This is a genomic window from Streptococcus panodentis, from assembly GCF_017884005.1.
Taxonomy (GTDB): domain Bacteria; phylum Bacillota; class Bacilli; order Lactobacillales; family Streptococcaceae; genus Streptococcus; species Streptococcus panodentis.
The window spans coordinates 87,024-104,823 of sequence record NZ_QFAY01000007.1 but is presented as its reverse complement, the minus strand read 5'-3'; the positions used below and the strand labels follow the sequence as shown (position 1 = coordinate 104,823).

The window sequence follows — 17,800 nt, the reverse complement described above, 5'->3', positions numbered from 1 at the left end:
TTTTATACGGTATCTTCCCGAAGATAGCTCCCTCTGTGGGTGAGGGCGCAGCCATCATGGGAGTCTGTCTCAGCCTCACTATTAGAAGCAAACTAAAAGACTATAAATCCGCATGTCAGAGGTTTCAGATAAGGGGAAGGCAGTTTCCGGTTTTCCTTAAGTCCGGGAGACTGTTTCAGCTGCGGATAAAAGATAGACTAAATAGCGGTACAAGTACATTTGGGAAAGGAAAGAGACAGAACATGGATAAAAAGAAAGAGCGGAAGCAGCGGATTTGGAAAGCTGGCCTCCTTCTGTGCTTGCTGGCGCTTGCAGGGATTTTGCTGTATATGGTCCAGTCAGACAGTTTTTCCTTTGCCTTGGGCAGCAAGGAGAAACAGCATCTTCGGATTGGAATTGTCAACCAGGATGAGGGCGGACAGCTGAATGGCACCCGCTATCAATTAGGTGAAGAGTTTGCCAGACTTCTGACTGGAAAAAAGGACAAGGAAGCCTCCTGGAGGGTCATGTCAAGAGATCAGGCAGAAAGCCGCTATCAGGACGACTCTCTGGAAGCAGTCATCTATGTTCCCAAAGACTTTTCCCGCAGTGTCCTGCAGCTGAACAGCTTTAACCCGGAGAAGGCAAAGATTTCCTATAAGGTAAAAAAATCTGTCAAAAAAGAAGAGAGCTTGGAAATGTCCCAGCAGGTTGGGGAGTACGTCCATGCCTTAAATCAGGAGATGATCCGCCTCTACTTTACAAGTGTTATCAACAATCTCGATGATGCTAAAAATCAGATGAGAACCATTGTTGGCGATGAGACAGATATCTACAATGCCCTGTCAACCTCCATTTATCAGCCGGCCAGTCAGGGCATTCAATCGCTGGATTCCCTGGCTTCGCTGGCCGACGGTATGAAGACCAGCCAGCAGGCTTTTGAGCAGTCAACAGCCAGTTTTAAGGATTCAACGGCTGGGCTGCTGAGACAGAATGCCGGCACTCTGTTTGACCAGTCGGGCTCCATTTTACAGGAGGAGCAAAACCTGTCGCGCATCATCCAGCACAATGCGCAGACGGCCAATGATGCCCTTAAGAAGCAGTATGCTAAGGACAAAGATGCCTATGTCAGTCTCTTCAATAACTTTTCTGCTTCTTTATATCTTTTCGGCCATCCCCAGAAAGAGGATGATAAAAATGAGACCAAGTCCCAGCTGCAGCTGCTGTCTCAGAGCGTGGCCGATTATAATGAAAAAATCAAGCATTATCAGAAGCGGCTGGAAGAGACCCAAAAAGAGCTGGAGGCAATCAGCAGTTCAGTTGCAGCTTCGCGGGAGCAAGTGGGTCAGAATTATTTTAACGGCCAGCAGATTGATACTTCTTCTCTCGGAGAGGATGAGGGAGCGATTTTAAAAGCTGTTGATGAAGGGGTGGATTTGGGCAGTGCTCGGCAGGCTTTGGCCCAGCAGGTTATCCATACGCTGTCAAATACGGATCAGCTGCCTGCTGACTACACCAGCCAAATCAACCGCACTCTGGCTTCTATCAGTGTCGACGCTGGGGATTATGCAGCTTTGTTTAGCAAGCTGCAGGCCATGGGAGCGCTGACAGACCAGCAAGTCAGTGACTATACTGCAAAACTGCATTTATTGGCTCAGTATGCCAGTGTGAAAGGAGTGACGACAGGGTCTCTGCCTGCTTATTCGGTCTTAAGTGCTGAAAATGACAAACTGCCAGCTGCGGAATCCAAAACCATTACCCTGGAACATGTCTATCCTGAGATGACATCAGAAGGAGAAGGCGGCGGCCATTACACTGCCACTCCGATTCGGGTGGCCAATGTGAGCAGCCAAGGTGCAGAAAATGCGGCTGTCAGTCCGAGCACAGACAGTATTTCAGAGCCGTCCACAGTTCAGTTTCAGCTTCAGTTCAGCCCGGTGTATGGGGTTAATACCATTGACTTTGAGATTGTGATTGGCAGGGAGAAAATCCCGCAGCAGTACACGTTCTTTTATGACGGCAGCAAGGAAAGCAATGCCTTGATTAAGGCGGATCTGCCTGCTATTTTTGCCCAGCTGTCTCGCATTGATACAGCCGCCACTAGCGTAAAAAATCTCTACGGCAGCCCGGATGCTTCCTATGATGTCAATGTTGCTGATCCATCCAGTGATTCCGTCGCCAGGATGTACGGCAATCTATTGCCGGCCTCCGTCGCCGATAAGCTGCACCAAGAGGATGTAGAGCAATACCGGCAGACCGGTATTGAGCTTTATGTGAAGCTCAGCAAAGAGGTCAATCAGCTTCGAAAAACCGCGGCCAGTCTGCCGCAGCTGCAGGAGGAAGATTTGCCGGCAAATTATTTTGCCAAAAATCTGACCGACCTGACCGACTGGTACCAAAAAGCTTCGGAGGAACTGAATAATCAGTATCAGCAGTGGAAAGACAAAGAGCCTGAACTTCTGGAAGTATCTCCTGATGATTCCGCTGATCAGTTGGACGGACATCGCCTCTATACACCAGCCGGTACCAGCAACCGGCTCTACCAAATCATAACCGGTCTGGCAAGCAACACCCAAACCGTCTCGGATACAGTCACCGGCAATGGAAATGCTGTCGGTTCGATGGATACCCAGTTTAGTAATCTGTCAGACCAAGCCAAGCGGGTCCAGGGGGATGTCAGCAAGGTCCATCAGGAGACTGCATCACTCATCAAAGATCAAGCCAAAAATATTGAAGATACGAATACCTTCAATCATCGTTTCCAGGGAGTCCTGGCCAATGCCCGCTCAAACGGCACTGACAACCAAGCGGTCTTGGACTTCCTGTCCAATCCGATTCAAGCTGAAAAAACAAAGCAGTCCAGCTTTTTCTCCACTGCCCCAATCTGGGTCTATCTGCTGCTGATCCTGCTGCTGACCAATACCGCGACAGCTATCGCTGTCAGACTGTCCGGCCGGAAAAAGCAAAAACTGCCAGAGGCCGATGAGGACCGCTTTGAGTAAGAAGCAGCATGTATGGGATGGCGCAGTCATTTAGTTTATCTTTTATTACTTTGTTAGCTAGCCTTGCTTTAACAACCCGGGGGAGTCTGTCCCACCGCCATCAGCCCTATTTTTAAGACTTCCTCACGGCCTTTTATCCGTAACCTCAAAGCAGTGCTTTGAGCGGCTCGCTGCCCTATCGTCCTGTCCGTTAAGTGATAGGCTGAAACTGTCCCCCGGACAGTTTCACTGCTAAAAGCAAACTAAAAGACTATAGCAGTGAATGACTGTAGCTTCCTAGCATTTTCTTGAGTACAAACATAAAAAAGCTCCGCCATTTCTGACGGGGCTTTTTCTTTCTATTCTATGCGGAGGAAGGGATTTGAACCCTCACACCCGATGGGCACATGCGCCTGAAGCATGCGTGTCTGCCGTTCCACCACCTCCGCTTGAGATTCTATTATACCCTATTTTTTTGAAAATGCCAATAGGGAATTCAAATATTTTTTCACAAAGTGAAAAGAAAGTTGCAGGAAGGCCGGTTTATGCAGGTCTAGACAAGGGAATGAAAGGCTGCCTCAGCCTCTTTGAGAGGCTAAAAGACGAATGAAAATGAGAGGAGTTTGCTTGGCCAGTATGATTCGTCACTTTCAGAGTCTGCCTCACTCGCTATCGAGTGTAAGTTTTCCCGGTTTGAGTATCCGGTGCCTGAAAAAGCGGAAAAAGAAAATTTCCTGAAAAATAATTCTATTGCCTTGCTATTGGGCAGAGCTTTTGTTATACTGGAAATAGTTATTTATTTAGGTTTAAAATAAAGGGAGTTACTGATGAAGTTGAAAAAATGGCTGATGATTTGTTTGCTGCCGCTTTTATTTGTCTTGGGAGCCGGTTATGCGCTGGCCGATGAAGGGGCTTTATTAAAAAACGCCATCACAGAGATTAAAATCTGGGACCATACAAACGGCCGGGAGGCAACCAAGGTCAATGATGCCTACAATCTGACGCAGGGCGGCAATTACCGCTATGAGCTGACCTTTGACCTCAGTGCTTATGATGGAAAGTTAAAGGATGGGGATCGTTTTATTTTTACAGTGCCCAATGGTGCCACCATTGCCAACGGAACGGCCTTTACCCTGACTGACAGCGAAACCAAGGTGGAACTGGGAGCTGCAAAAATGACTTCCAATGGTTCTGGCAAGGGCGGTATCATCACCGTTACGATTCAAAATTTGGAAGACTATAAGTCCAAAACAACTGCCAGCGGGGTCAAGGGAAGTTTCTTCTTTGATTTCCAGGCGACGACAGTAGGAGCCAATCAGGACTGGTCTTACAAATCGGATGAGACTCAAGGGGCTATGAGCCACAAGGTGACTGTCAATGAGCGCCGGCAGAGCAGCTTTTCAACGGCCGGTGAAAACTACGCTAAGGTTGGAGGCGTTATCGCTAAAAAACCTTATAACTCTGCTATTCTGGGCAAGAGCGGTGACTACTCGCATAATTGGACAGTGCGGGTCAACACCCAGCAAAAGACCTATAACTCCCCGATTGTCATCAAGGACACAATCCCAGACAGCAGTGCGCCGATGCAGTTTGTACCGGAGCAGCTGGTCCTGAGGCAGGGAGCATATAAGACCAGCCTGTCCAGTATTTCCGATGCTGTCATTTTGAAAAAAGATCAGGACTATACTGTCACCTATAATGACACCTATACAGAGTTCACGCTGACCATCAATCATCCAGACAATCATGCCTTTATGCTGACTTATATGACGACTTCTCCGGCGGATGGTTCGCTTGTAGCCAATACAGCTCAGATGGAAGTTAATAACGAAACACTGCCGTTTAGAGACGATCGGCCTAGTCAGAAGAGTTCGACAGTAGAGCGCAGCAGCCGGATTACCGAGGGCGGCGTCATTACTGCTGATATCAGCAACAGTCTGGTCCTCTACAAGCAGGATGCCAAGACTGGCCAGATGCTGGAGGGGGCTGTCTTTAAAGTAAGGACTCCGAGCGGTCGGGAAATTACTCTGCCGCCGACAGACGCCAACGGCCGGACTGCTACGGAAGCTTTCACTGCTGAAGAAATCAAGAAAGGCTCGTTCACTGTTGAAGAAGTGACGGCTCCGGAAGGCTATATCCGGGACAGCAAGCAAATGCAAGTGACCATCAAGTCTGATGGTGCAGTCAAGACGGTCAAGAATAGTCTGGATCCAAATGCCAGCAAAACCCTGACCATCAAAAAAATCTGGGATGACGCCGGCAATCAAGACGGCAAACGCCCGGCTTCGATTGCTGTGGACATTTACGCAGATGGTCAAAAGCTGGCTGATAAGACTGTCACCGTGACGGGAGACAGCACTGCTGCTGAATGGACAGCTCAGACGGCGGATTTGCCGATATTTGATGCCAATGGCAAGAAAATCACTTATACGATTGGCGAAGAGCAGGCCGCCGGTTACGAAGCGCCAGTGCTGGATCAGGAAAAGTACACGGTCACCAACAGCCGGACATCTGAAAAACTGACCATTAAAGCCAGCAAAACTTGGGACGATGCCAACAATCAGGACGGCAAACGTCCAAATCAAGTCACAGTGAAACTCTATAAAGAAGTCGGCGGTCAGAAGTCAGAAGCTGCCAGTCGGACTCTGACGGCAGCTGATCAATGGGCGACAGCCTTCACTGACTTGGACAAGTATGAAAAAGGCCAAGAAATCGTTTATTCTCTGGAAGAAGAAACCGTTGAACATTATCAATCTCAGGTAACAGGCAATGCTGCGGACGGTTTTGTGGTGACCAATAGCTACAAGCCAGAAACAGTCAAAATTTCTGGGCAGAAAATCTGGGATGATGCGGACAATCAGGACGGCAAGCGCCCTGACAAGGTGACGATTAAGATCTTGAAAGGTTCCGATATTGTCGATGTGCAGGAAGTGACAGCGGCACAGGACTGGAAGTACGAGTCCAATGCCCTGCCTAAGTACGCCGCCGGTCAAGAAATCACCTACACAGTCAGCGAAGAGGCTGTAGCCGGCTATACCAGCAAGGTAGCCGGCACAAACATCACCAATTCTTACACGCCAGAGACGGTCAAGATTTCCGGTCAGAAGAAGTGGGATGACGCGGATAACCAAGACGGCAAGCGTCCGGCTTCTGTTAAGGTTAAAATCCTGAATGGTGATACGGTTGTTGATGAGCAGGTTGTGACAGCTGCCAACGAATGGAAGTATGAGTCTAAGTCTCTGCCTAAGTATGCCGCCGGTCAAGAGATTGCTTATACCGTAAGTGAGGAATCCGTTCCGGGCTACACCAGCAAGGTGGACGGCAGCAACATCACCAACACCTATACGCCAGAGACGACGACTGTTTCGGGAAGCAAGACTTGGGATGACAATGACAACCAAGACGGCAAGCGTCCAGCTTCCATTACCGTCAATCTGCTGGCTGATGGTCAGAAAGTCCACAGTCAGACAGTCAGTGAGGCAGAAGGCTGGTCTTACAGCTTTGCCAACCTGCCGTCTTACAAAGAAGGCAGCCGCATCACCTATACGGTGACAGAGGAAGTGGTACCCGGCTATTCAACGACTCTCAACGGCTATAACCTGACGAACTCCTATACACCAGAAAAGACGGAAATTACAGTCAGCAAGACTTGGAATGACAGCGACAACCAAGACGGCAAACGTCCGACTAAGATCAACATCAAGCTGATGAAGACAGTCGGCGGTGTCAAGACAGAAGCGGCCAGCAAGGAAGTGACAGCTGCGGATCAGTGGCAAGCCAAATTTGAAAATCTGCCTGTCTATGAAAATGGTCAGAAGATTGATTATTCTATCGAAGAAGACGACGTCGCTGGCTATACCAAGGAAATCAAAGATTTCACCGTCACCAACACCTACACACCAGAGATGGTGAAGATTTCCGGCCAAAAGGTCTGGGATGATGCAGATGACCAAGACGGCAAGCGTCCAGCTTCTGTTAAGATCAAGGTGAAAAACGGTGCTGAGGTTGTGGATGAGATCGAAGTAACAGCCGCTGCTGACTGGAAGTTCACCTCCAAAGCACTTCCTAAGTATGCTGCCGGTCAAGAGATTGCCTACACCGTTACAGAAGAAGCGGTTGCGGAATATCAGACCAAGATTGACAACTTCACCATTACCAACTCCTACACACCTCAGACGACAGAATATGCAGTCACCAAGGTCTGGGACGATGCCAATAATCAAGACGGCAAGCGTCCGGCATCCATTACTGTACAGCTGTATCGCTCGGTCAATGGCCAGGCTCCAGTTGCTGTAGCAGGGACGACGCTGACCTTGACAGCTGCCAACCAGATAGATGACAATACTTGGAAAGCAAGCTTTACCAACCTGCCACAGTTTGATAAGGGACAGCAGATCACTTACTCTGTCCAAGAGGACGACGTGACAGCTGCCGCGCTGAAAGAAAAAGGCTACAGTCCAAAAGTAGAAGGGCAAACCATCACCAACTCTCATACACCAGAGCAGGTAAAGGTTTCCGGTCAGAAAGTCTGGAACGATGGAGATGATCAAGACGGCAAGCGTCCGACCTCTGTCAAAGTAAAAGTGATGGACGGTACCACTGTTGCAGACGAGTTGGAAGTGACAGCGGCTGCGGACTGGAAGTTTGAGTCCAAGGATTTGCCGAAGTACAGAAACGGTCAGGAAATTGCCTACACTCTCGCAGAAGAGGCCGTGGCACAGTACGAGACCAAGATTGACAGATTTACTGTAACCAATACCTATACTCCGGAAACGATCAAAATCTCTGGTCAAAAGGTCTGGGATGATGCCAATAATCAAGACGGCAAGCGTCCGACCTCTATCAAGGTCAAGATTTTGGATGGCGATACGGTTGTGGACGAGTTGGAAGTGACAGCGGCTGCGGACTGGAAGTTTGAGTCTAAGGATTTGCCTAAGAATAAAAAAGGCAAGAAGATCAACTACACCGTTCAGGAAGAAGTGACGGTTGCTGGCTACAGCAGCAGTCAGCAGCAGGGAGCAGACGGCACTTACACCTTGACCAATAGTTATCAGCCAGCGCTTGTTTCTGTAAAAGGAACGGCTGTATGGTCAGATGCTGACAATCAAGACAAGGTCCGTCCTTCACAGATCACGGTCCGTCTCTTGGCAGACGGCCAGCCGATCAAAGAATTGATCGTGTCAGAAGCCAATGGCTGGCAGTATGATTTTGCGGATCTTCCTAAGTACAAGGACGGTAAGGAAATTGTTTACAGCATTGCAGCGGACCCGATTGCTGGCTATGAACTGGCTGTCAATGGCACTCAGCTGACCCTGAGCCATGTTCCGTCCAAGAACTCTGGAGGCACTGCGAAGAAAAACATTCAGAAAGCAGAGGCAAGTCAGGGAGCAGCTGGCAAGCGTGCTCTTCCGAAGACAGGAGAAAAGCTTTCCTATCTGATCTCTCTTTTGGGCCTTCTTATCTTTGGTTTGGCCGGCGGACTCACAGCTAAAGCTAAGAGAAACTAACCATGGTTTCCGCCTGAGCGAAAACTAAAACGAGGAACTATACGAGCCTAATAAAAAGCAGCCATTTATGAGCAATGGCTGCTTTTTTATACTCAAAGAAAAATGAAGTTAACAAAGGAATCAGCAGTTGCCTTCAGCGTTTTTACCAGAACAGGGCGAGACGGAAACGCTTTTGCCTCAGCTTCCTTATCCTAAGCTCTCTGCATCGCTGAATATTTGGACTCGGGCTGTCGGAGCAAGCCGGGCTAAAAGACTATAAAAGGCAAACTGAATGACGATAACGATGTGCAGAGTTAACAACAGAAAGGAGATTAGGCCGCTGCGTCTAAACTTTCGTCCTCCTCTCTGCTTTTGAGGATAAAGATAGCCCAAAGCAGAGCCAGACTGAGAATCAGGAGTCCCGGAAGGCCGCCCTCAGGTCCAAATTTGCCGCCGGTAATTAGGGTGTTATCGGAGGTAGAGAAGTACATGAGTGAGGATTCACTGTCAAAGCCGCTGACGTGAAAGCCGTAAAGGTTTCCCTGCAGGAAGTTCCAGGCAAAGTGGAAACCGCAGGGACCCCAGAGGCTGCCGCGTTTGAGAGCATAGACGGCTGCGAAGAGACCGAAGATAACCAAGTGAATAGTGGACAGGACGGAGGCCCCATTGTTGTCCAAGTGGTAGTAGGAAAACATAGCCGATGAAATCAGCAGGGCCACGAAAAGATTGGTCTTGTTGGAGATAACTGGGAGCAGCCAGCCCCGGATGTAAATTTCTTCGGCAGAGGTCTGAATGATATAGCCGATGAGTACCAAAAGCCAGGAAATCAAGAAAGGACCGCTGAACTGGATGCGATCCAGTTTTGCAGCTCCCAATAGGAGAAAAATAAGCAACACACTGCTAATCATGACCGCGCCAACCAGCACCCCTTTGGCAAATTCTGACAGATTGCTCTTCTTAGGAAAGCCCATAGATTGGATAGGCCGTCTTTCCACAAATTTAACCCAGATAAAGAAAACCAGAATGGTGTAGCTGAAAGAGAAGAGATCCAGAATGTTCCACCAATCTGGAATTCCCAGATTAAAGCCCAGAAAGAAATGAGTTGAGGCAGTTCTGACAGGTCCCATCAGCTTCAGAATCAGGTGCAGGATAAAAGGTGCCAGAAACCAAGGCGTCAAAAATTTTCCCTGCCGTACACCGGCCACGAGAGGGTTGTTTTTAGAGAAAAACTTAGTGTCCATAAGCCGCCTCCTTATATGGATGATATGCTAGATTCACATCCTTTTCTCAAGTGATGCGGATGTCAGCGACTTCCTTTGGAGTTTCATGACCAGCTATTGAGTCCGGAGGCCAGCAGCTTCGCTCTGCTTAGCATTTCATCGCTGAGACAAGGCAGGAATCTTTTTGGTGCAGATATAGAATGGTTTTTGAAAAATTTTAGACTTTAGAATGGAAATAGCATCCGCAGTTTTGTATCCGCTTTCATTATAAAGCTTTTAAGGTATAATATCAATAGTATATGCGCGAAATCTCCGAAAACGTTTAAGGAGCCCTGTACGGAAACGAATGATGGTTTTCTCTTTTGCATTCATTGGGCAGTGAAGGGGGCTTGATTGCCTATGACGAACTGACTCAAGACGATGTTTCTTAACAAGTATGTTGTTTTCTGGACAGGCTCTGCTCCGCTGTTTGCTGTCAGTTGACAGAAAAACTGTCCTCTATGGATAAATCTCTCATCATAGCGGGAATATCCATGATACAAGCAAGCTAAATCTGATATTTTTTGTTATAATGAGTGTATTAACTTTTAAGGAGCAATCTTGCAAGGAACAATCATCAAGGCCTTGGCCGGCTTCTACTATGTGGAGTCAGACGGCCGGGTCTACCAGACCAGAGCCCGCGGGAATTTTCGTAAAAAAGGCCAGACCCCTTATGTAGGGGACCGAGTCGAATTTTCAGCAGACAAAGATTCAGAAGGCTATATCTTAAAAATAGCTGAGCGGAAAAACAGCTTGGTGCGGCCGCCGATTGTCAATATTGATCAGGCCGTTGTCATGATGAGTGCCAGAGAACCGGACTTCAATGCCAATCTTCTGGACCGCTTTTTAGTGCTGTTGGAGCACAAGCAGATCCACCCCATCATCTATCTCAGCAAGCTGGATTTGCTGGATGATCCCGGAGAGCTGGATCGCTATGTGCAGGTTTATCAGCAAATCGGCTATGCCGTTGTGACAAGCATAGCGGACCTCCTGCCCCTCTTGACCGGCAAGATAACGGTTTTCATGGGGCAGACAGGGGTCGGCAAGTCCACTCTGCTCAATAAGATGGCGCCTGACTTACAGCTGGAAACCGGAGAGATTTCTGAGAGTCTGGGCCGGGGGCGGCATACGACGCGGGCGGTCAGTTTTTACAGTCTCAACGGCGGCAAAATCGCGGATACACCGGGCTTTTCCTCGCTGGATTATGAGGTGGATACTGCTGAAGCCCTCAATCAGGTCTTTCCGGACATTGCTGAGATCAGCCAGAACTGCAAGTTCCGAACCTGCACCCACACGCATGAGCCGGCCTGCGCGGTCAAGCAGGCCCTTGGCGCCGGACAGATAGCAGCTTTCCGCTTTGATCATTACCTGCAGTTTCTCAGTGAGATTGAAAACCGCCGGGAGACCTACAAGAAGGTTGCCAAAAAGAACCCAAAATAAAGGAGAAAACATGAAATCATATAAAATCGCCCCTTCCATCCTCAGTGCAGACTATGCTAACTTTGAAGCAGAGCTGAAAAAGTTAGAAGCGACCGGTGCGGAGTATGCCCATATTGATATCATGGACGGTCATTTTGTGCCCAACATCAGCTTTGGTGCCGGTGTGGTAGCCAGCCTGCGTCCCCACAGCAAGCTGGTCTTTGACTGCCATCTCATGGTATCCAATCCTGAGCACCATATCGAAGAATTCGCCCGGGCCGGAGCCGATATTATCAGCATTCATGCTGAAGCGACACCGCATATCCACGGAGCCCTGCAGAAGATCCGGGCGGCCGGTGTCAAGGCCAGCGTGGTTCTCAACCCCGGTACCCCGGTGGAGGCTGTGAAAAATGTTCTCAATCTGGTTGATCAGGTGCTGGTCATGACGGTCAATCCCGGATTCGGAGGTCAGGCTTTCCTGCCTGAAACCATGGACAAAATCCGGGAGCTGGCGGTGCTGCGCGAGGTCAATCAGCTGGACTTTGATATTGAAGTAGACGGCGGTATTGATAACAAGACCATCAGCATTGCCAAGGAAGCCGGAGCCAATGTTTTTGTGGCTGGCAGCTATGTTTTCAAGGGGGACGTCAGCCATCAGGTCCAGACCCTGAGGGATGCCCTGCATGACTAGGATAGCTCTTTTTGCCGGCGGCCGTCTGGATGACTTCAGTCTGGATTTTGATGTACTGGTCGGTGTGGACCGCGGCAGTCTTTTCCTTCTGGAGCAAGGGGTCTGTCCTGATTTGGCGGTAGGAGATTTTGATTCGGTTTCTGAGCAGGAATTGCTAAGAATCAAGGCGGCGGCCAAGGAGGTCATTCAGGCTCAGCCTGAAAAAAATGATACGGACTTGGAATTGGCTGTGTTGGCATGTTTTGAGCGGTATCCAGATGCCAGCCTGACCATTTTCGGTGCCTTTGGCGGCCGTCTGGACCACGCGCTGGCCAATGTTTTTCTGCCCAGCAATGAAAAGATAGCTCCCTACATGCAGCAGCTGTCTCTCTTGGATGCGCAGAATCGGCTGACCTATGTTCCCCAGGGCAGGCATGAAATCAAACCGACCGCCGGCATGCGCTATCTGGCCTTTCTGCCGGCAGAGGATACGGTCCTCACCATTGAAGGAGCCAAATATCCGCTCAATGAACAGAACTTTTTTTTCAAAAAAGTCTATGCTTCTAACGAATTTATAGATGAGCCCCTTTTTTTGGAGGTGGCTTCCGGCTATGCAGTCGTCATTTACAGTAGAGACAGGAGCTGATATGGAAATTATCATCATTCTCCTCCTTTTGGCCAATCTTGCCCTGACCTTCTTCCTCTGGCAGAAGAGCGGTCAGCAGAGGGAGGAGCTAAAGCAGGTCTTGGACAGTCAGGCAGACAATCTGTCCGATCAGCTGGACTACCGTTTTGGGGAGGAAAGGCAGAGAAATCAGACAGTTCAAAAAGAACTGGAGCTGGCGCTGGGCGACCGTCTGACCGAGATGCGGACCGATCTGCATCACAATCTGACGGATCTCCGCTCGGACATCAGCGAGCATTTGACTAAAAATCGGGATAAAACCGATGAACGTATGCGGCAGATTCAGGAATCCAATGAACGGCGGCTGGAACAGATGCGGCAGACGGTGGAGGAGAAGCTGGAGAAGACCCTGCAGACCCGGCTGCAGACCTCTTTTGAGACAGTGTCCAGACAGCTGGAATCTGTCAACCGCGGCCTGGGGGAAATGCAGAGCGTGGCGCGTGATGTCGGGACCCTCAACAAAGTGCTTTCCAACACCAAAACCCGCGGTATTCTTGGCGAGCTGCAGCTGGGTCAGATTATCGAGGATATTATGACCCCCAGCCAGTATGAGCGGGAATTTGTGACAGCAGCGGGCTCCAGCGAGCGTGTGGAATATGCTATTAAGCTGCCGGGGCAGGTCGATCAGGACTATGTCTACCTGCCGATTGACTCTAAGTTTCCGCTGGCTGACTACTACCGTTTGGAGGATGCCTACGAGTCGGGCAGCAAGGAAGAGATTGATGCCTGCCGCAAGGCCCTTTTGGCCAGTGTCAAGCGTTTTGCCAAGGATATTAAGTCCAAATATCTGGCTCCGCCGGCTACGACTAATTTTGGTATTATGTTTCTGCCGACAGAAGGACTTTATTCCGAAGTGGTCCGCAATCCGGCATTTTTTGACAGCCTGCGGCGGGAGGAGCAGATTGTGGTGGCAGGGCCATCTACCCTGTCCGCCTTGCTCAATTCGCTGTCAGTCGGCTTCAAAACGCTCAATATCCAAAAAAGTGCGGATGACATCAGCAAGGTCTTGGGTTCTGTCAAGACTGAGTTTGGCAAATTCGGCGGCATCCTGGCCAAGGCCCAGAAGCATCTGCAGCATGCTTCCGGCAATATTGACGAACTGCTGACCCGCAGGACCGGCGCGATTGAACGAACCCTCCGCCATATTGAGCTGTCTGATGAGGACCTCAATCTAAACCTACTTGATTTTTCAGAAGAAAGGGATGACGATGAAAATTAATCAAATGAAAAAAGATGAATTGTTTGAAGGATTTTACCTGATTAAGTCAGCAGAAGTCCGTCAGACAAGGGCCGGAAAAAACTATCTGGCCTTCACTTTCCAAGACGATACAGGGGTTATTGAGGGGAAACTCTGGGATGCTCAGCCGCACAATGTGGAGGAATTCACAGCTGGGAAGGTCGTGCACATGCAGGGGCGCAGAGAAGTTTATAATAACACGCCTCAGGTCAACCAGCTGACCCTGCGCCTGCCCAAGGCCGGCGAGCCCAATGATCCGGCTGATTTTAAGGAAAAACCGCCGGTGGACCAAAAGGAAATCCGGGATTACTTATCACAGATGATTTTCAAAATTGAAAATCCCATCTGGCAGCGTCTGGTCCGGGCGCTTTACGGCAAGTACGACAAGGAGTTTTATTCCTATCCGGCTGCCAAGACCAACCACCATGCTTTTGAGTCGGGTCTGGCCTTTCATACAGCCACCATGGTCAAGCTGGCCGATGCTATCGGCGATATTTACCCTCAGCTCAATAAAAGTCTGCTTTTTGCCGGCATTATGCTGCATGATTTGGCCAAGGTCATTGAGCTCAGCGGTCCGGAAAATACAGAATATACCGTTCGCGGCAATCTGATTGGCCATATCGCCCTCATTGATGAAGAGCTGACCAAGGCTCTGACTGAGCTGAAGATAGACGACAGCAAAGAGGAAGTGATTGTGCTGCGGCATGTTCTGCTCAGCCACCATGGACTTTTGGAATACGGCAGCCCTGTCCGGCCTAAAATCATGGAGGCTGAAATCCTGCACATGATTGACAACCTGGACGCAGAAATGATGATGATGACCGCTGCCTTGGCTCTCGTAGAACCAGGGCAGATGAGTAATAAAATTTTTGCTTTGGAGGGCCGTTCCTTTTACAAGCCAAAATTTGAACAGTAAAATACGAAAAATGAGCATTGTTTATCAAATAATGTTCGTTTTTTTGATTCCAATATGGTATAATGGTAGAAAATAAATTAAATTGGTGAAGAAATGAAATTAAGAAGAAGTGAGCGCATGGTGGTTATTTCAAATTATTTGCTTAACCACCCTTATAAATTGACGAGTTTAAATACTTTCGCAGAAAAATATGAGTCTGCCAAATCCTCTATTTCAGAGGATATTGTCATCATCAAACGCGCTTTTGAAGAAATCGAAATCGGAACGATTGAAACGATTACAGGTGCCGGCGGCGGTGTTATCTTTACGCCGTCCATCTCAGACAGGGAAGCCAAGTCCATCGTTCAGAATCTCTGCAGTCAGCTGTCTGAAAGCGGCCGCATCCTGCCCGGAGGCTATATCTATCTGTCTGATTTGCTCAGTACGCCTTCCATTCTGAACAATATCGGACGGATTATCGCAAAAGCTTTCAGAAATCAGGAGATTGATGCGGTTATGACGGTGGCCACAAAGGGAGTGCCGCTGGCTAATGCCGTGGCCAATGTGCTCAATGTGCCTTTTGTTATTGTGCGCCGTGACCTGAAGATTACGGAAGGATCAACGGTCAGTGTCAACTACGTTTCCGGATCCAGCGGCGACCGAATTGAGAAAATGTTCCTTTCCAAGCGCAGTCTTAAAGCGGGCAGCCGTGTCCTGATTGTGGATGATTTCCTCAAAGGAGGCGGTACGGTCAATGGGATGATCAGCCTCTTATCAGAGTTTGATTCGGAGCTTGCCGGCGTAGCTGTCTTCGCTGACAATGCCCAGACCAACCGCGACCATTTAGATTATAAGTCCCTGCTGAAAGTGACCAACATTGATGTCAAGGCAAATACCATTGATGTGGAAGTGGGCAATATTTTTGATAAATAAGCAGGTCAGTTCCATGAAAGAAATGTTAAACCGATTTGACCGCAGTCCGCTCTGGCTGCGGCTGGGTATTCTCTCTGCCCTGTTAGCAGTATTGGTTGCAGGCATGGTTGTGGTCCGCCGGCAGTCGCAGACAGAAAGGAGCACCGTCCATTCGGCTGATACAGCCAGCTCGGCTAAGTCAGCGGCTTCCAGCAGCAGTCAGTCCGCTTCTGCCCAGCAGCGGGAAGTGGAAGAGGAGGAGCGTGCAGTTCTGGCAGCTGAGTCTGCAGTTCAGCAGCTGGAAGCAGTGCAGTCTGAAGAGCAGCTGACTCTGGCTCAGGAAGCTGTTGAGCAGGTCAGAGACGGAGTGAGCAGGGCCAAGTTACAGGCTCGTGTTCAGGCGGTGCAGCAGCGCTTGCTGGAACAGCAAGGGTCCGCAGCTGATTTGCAGATTAGCGAGCAGGAACCTGCCGAGACAGAGAATGCCTGGCCTCAAAGCGAGCAAAACTCGGCCGCGGTATCTCCGTAAGTCTTTTCATGCTCTTCGCGCCTCGCAACCAGCTGCCCTTGGTTTCAACTTGCTCCAACAGTCCGGGGGACTGTTGGAGGTTGGAGATAGCACAAACGCAGTTTGTGTCAAAACAGTCCGGGGGACTGTTGGAGGTTGGAGATAGCACAAACGCAGTTTGTGTCAAAACAGTCCGGGAGACTGTTGGAGGCGGTGGATAAGGAGTCTGCCCCAGCATCATCAGCCCTGATTCAGTACAGCGGCCTCTTTCGATTGGAAGATCATCCGCAAACTCATGCTCAATAAAAACCAAAGCGCAGATGAGGAAGCCAGCCGCAGACACTCCCAGCCGGATACTGATTTTCACTGCTGTTCACAGTAAAAAATATGAGGCTAGGACAAAAATCAGCAAGACGGAGTCTTCGATTTTTGCCCCACTCTCAAAAAATCTATTGACTTTAAGGTGCCGCCGTGTTACAATGATAGACGGTACTTTTTACTTTTGGTCTCTCAAAAGTGTACAGAGACGTGCTGACAAATGTTGCAAAAGTACACGCAGATGGCAGCTGTCACCAAGTGTGCCATCACCAAAATTAAAAAAATACAGGAGAATGTAGATGCCTACAATTAACCAATTGGTTCGCAAGCCGCGCAAATCAAAAGTAGAAAAATCTAAATCACCAGCTTTGAATGTTGGTTACAACAGCCACAAAAAAGTTCAAACAAACGTATCTTCACCGCAAAAACGCGGAGTTGCGACTCGTGTCGGAACCATGACGCCTAAGAAACCAAACTCAGCCCTTCGTAAGTTTGCCCGTGTACGTCTGAGCAACCTGATCGAAGTTACAGCATACATCCCAGGTATCGGACACAACCTGCAAGAGCACAGCGTGGTGCTTCTTCGCGGCGGACGTGTAAAAGACCTGCCAGGGGTACGTTACCATATCGTCCGCGGTGCGCTTGATACAGCAGGTGTGACCGACCGTAAGCAAGGCCGTTCTAAATACGGTACCAAGAAACCAAAAGCATAAGGAAAGGGGAGATAGATAAATGAGTCGTAAAAACCGTGCGCCAAAGCGCGAAGTATTGCCAGATCCGCTTTACAATTCAAAATTAGTTACTCGTCTGATCAACCGCGTTATGCTTGATGGTAAGCGTGGTACAGCATCTTCTATCGTATACGGAGCCTTTGATCAAATCAAAGAAGCTACTGGCAACGATGCACTGGAAGTATTCGAAACAGCCATGGAAAACATCATGCCTGTTTTGGAAGTGCGTGCCCGCCGTGTCGGTGGTTCAAACTACCAGGTCCCAGTTGAAGTTCGTCCAGAGCGTCGTACAACCCTTGGACTCCGTTGGTTGGTAACCATTGCCCGTCAGCGTGGTGAACACACAATGGTTGACCGTCTTGCCAAAGAAATCTTGGATGCATCTAACAACACCGGTGCAGCTGTCAAGAAACGTGAAGACACCCACCGTATGGCAGAAGCCAACCGTGCCTTCGCACACTTCCGTTGGTAATAAAATGATACTAAGAGCGGCAAAGGCCCAAGGCAAAAATAGGAAACTGATGCAGTGTTCCGTGAACACAAAGCAGTTTATCTTTTTTGCGCCGGGCCTCGCTCGGGTTCAAATCAATTAACTTAAGCTTTTAGCCCGAGTTCAATCATGATGCTGGGAACGGTAAGGATGCAAGGTGAAAATAGGAAACTGACGCAGTATTCGATGAATACAAGGAAGTTTATCTTTTTCACACAGCATCCCGTTCC

13 protein-coding genes and 1 tRNA gene are annotated in these 17,800 nt (G+C 49.1%); 12 read left to right on the top strand and 2 right to left on the bottom strand.

The window, feature by feature from the left end; genetic code table 11:
* The first annotated feature begins 242 nt into the window (after positions 1 to 242).
* Complete coding sequence (gene esaA / locus DHL47_RS04690; RefSeq protein WP_209551070.1) at positions 243 to 2,981, top strand: type VII secretion protein EsaA; 2,739 nt, start codon at positions 243 to 245, stop codon at positions 2,979 to 2,981.
* A 346-nt stretch (positions 2,982 to 3,327) separates the two neighbouring features.
* On the opposite strand, the gene DHL47_RS04685 is transcribed toward esaA, so the two are convergent.
* Positions 3,328 to 3,409 (bottom strand) — tRNA-Leu (locus DHL47_RS04685).
* Between the two features lie 174 nt (positions 3,410 to 3,583).
* Between DHL47_RS04685 and DHL47_RS04680 the strand changes: the two genes are divergently transcribed.
* Positions 3,584 to 3,775, top strand: coding sequence for a hypothetical protein (locus tag DHL47_RS04680; RefSeq protein ID WP_209551069.1), 192 nt, complete (start codon positions 3,584 to 3,586; stop codon positions 3,773 to 3,775).
* 12 nt (positions 3,776 to 3,787) lie between these two features.
* Positions 3,788 to 8,467, top strand: coding sequence for a Cna B-type domain-containing protein (locus DHL47_RS04675; RefSeq protein ID WP_209551068.1), 4,680 nt, complete (start codon positions 3,788 to 3,790; stop codon positions 8,465 to 8,467).
* Positions 8,468 to 8,778: 311 nt separating this feature from the next.
* Here the strand turns inward: DHL47_RS04675 and DHL47_RS04670 are convergent, their stop codons facing one another.
* Positions 8,779 to 9,687, bottom strand: coding sequence for a CPBP family intramembrane glutamic endopeptidase (locus tag DHL47_RS04670; RefSeq protein WP_209551067.1), 909 nt, complete (start codon positions 9,685 to 9,687; stop codon positions 8,779 to 8,781).
* Between the two features lie 579 nt (positions 9,688 to 10,266).
* On the opposite strand from DHL47_RS04670, the gene rsgA reads away from it, so the two are divergent.
* The 9 genes from rsgA (at position 10,267) to rpsG (ending at position 17,552) form a co-directional block, all read left to right on the top strand.
* On the top strand, positions 10,267 to 11,145 hold the full coding sequence (rsgA, locus tag DHL47_RS04665; RefSeq protein WP_209551066.1) for a ribosome small subunit-dependent GTPase A: 879 nt from the start codon (positions 10,267 to 10,269) through the stop codon (positions 11,143 to 11,145).
* Between the two features lie 10 nt (positions 11,146 to 11,155).
* Positions 11,156 to 11,815, top strand: coding sequence for a ribulose-phosphate 3-epimerase (gene rpe / locus DHL47_RS04660; protein WP_209551065.1), 660 nt, complete (start codon positions 11,156 to 11,158; stop codon positions 11,813 to 11,815).
* Complete coding sequence (locus DHL47_RS04655) at positions 11,808 to 12,440, top strand: thiamine diphosphokinase (RefSeq protein WP_209551064.1); 633 nt, start codon at positions 11,808 to 11,810, stop codon at positions 12,438 to 12,440. The genes rpe and DHL47_RS04655 overlap by 8 nt, the downstream gene beginning before the upstream one ends.
* 1 nt (position 12,441) lies before the next feature.
* Positions 12,442 to 13,698, top strand: a complete 1,257-nt coding sequence (locus DHL47_RS04650) for a DNA recombination protein RmuC (RefSeq protein WP_209551063.1) — start codon at positions 12,442 to 12,444, stop codon at positions 13,696 to 13,698.
* The gene (locus tag DHL47_RS04645; RefSeq protein WP_128834752.1) at positions 13,688 to 14,632 is read left to right on the top strand and encodes a 3'-5' exoribonuclease YhaM family protein; all 945 of its coding nucleotides are present in this window, start codon (positions 13,688 to 13,690) and stop codon (positions 14,630 to 14,632) included. Before DHL47_RS04650 ends, DHL47_RS04645 begins: the two co-directional genes overlap by 11 nt.
* A gap of 93 nt (positions 14,633 to 14,725) precedes the next feature.
* Positions 14,726 to 15,544: a pur operon repressor gene (gene purR, locus DHL47_RS04640; protein WP_128834750.1), complete on the top strand. Its 819-nt coding sequence runs from the start codon at positions 14,726 to 14,728 to the stop codon at positions 15,542 to 15,544.
* A gap of 13 nt (positions 15,545 to 15,557) precedes the next feature.
* Entirely contained in the window at positions 15,558 to 16,052 is a 495-nt protein-coding gene (locus DHL47_RS04635) for a hypothetical protein (protein ID WP_209551062.1), read from the top strand.
* A 596-nt stretch (positions 16,053 to 16,648) separates the two neighbouring features.
* On the top strand, positions 16,649 to 17,062 hold the full coding sequence (rpsL, locus tag DHL47_RS04630) for a 30S ribosomal protein S12 (RefSeq protein WP_002893867.1): 414 nt from the start codon (positions 16,649 to 16,651) through the stop codon (positions 17,060 to 17,062).
* A 19-nt stretch (positions 17,063 to 17,081) separates the two neighbouring features.
* Positions 17,082 to 17,552 (top strand): 30S ribosomal protein S7, encoded by a 471-nt coding sequence (gene rpsG / locus DHL47_RS04625; protein ID WP_128834744.1) that lies wholly within the window; start codon positions 17,082 to 17,084, stop codon positions 17,550 to 17,552.
* Positions 17,553 to 17,800 lie beyond the last annotated feature (248 nt).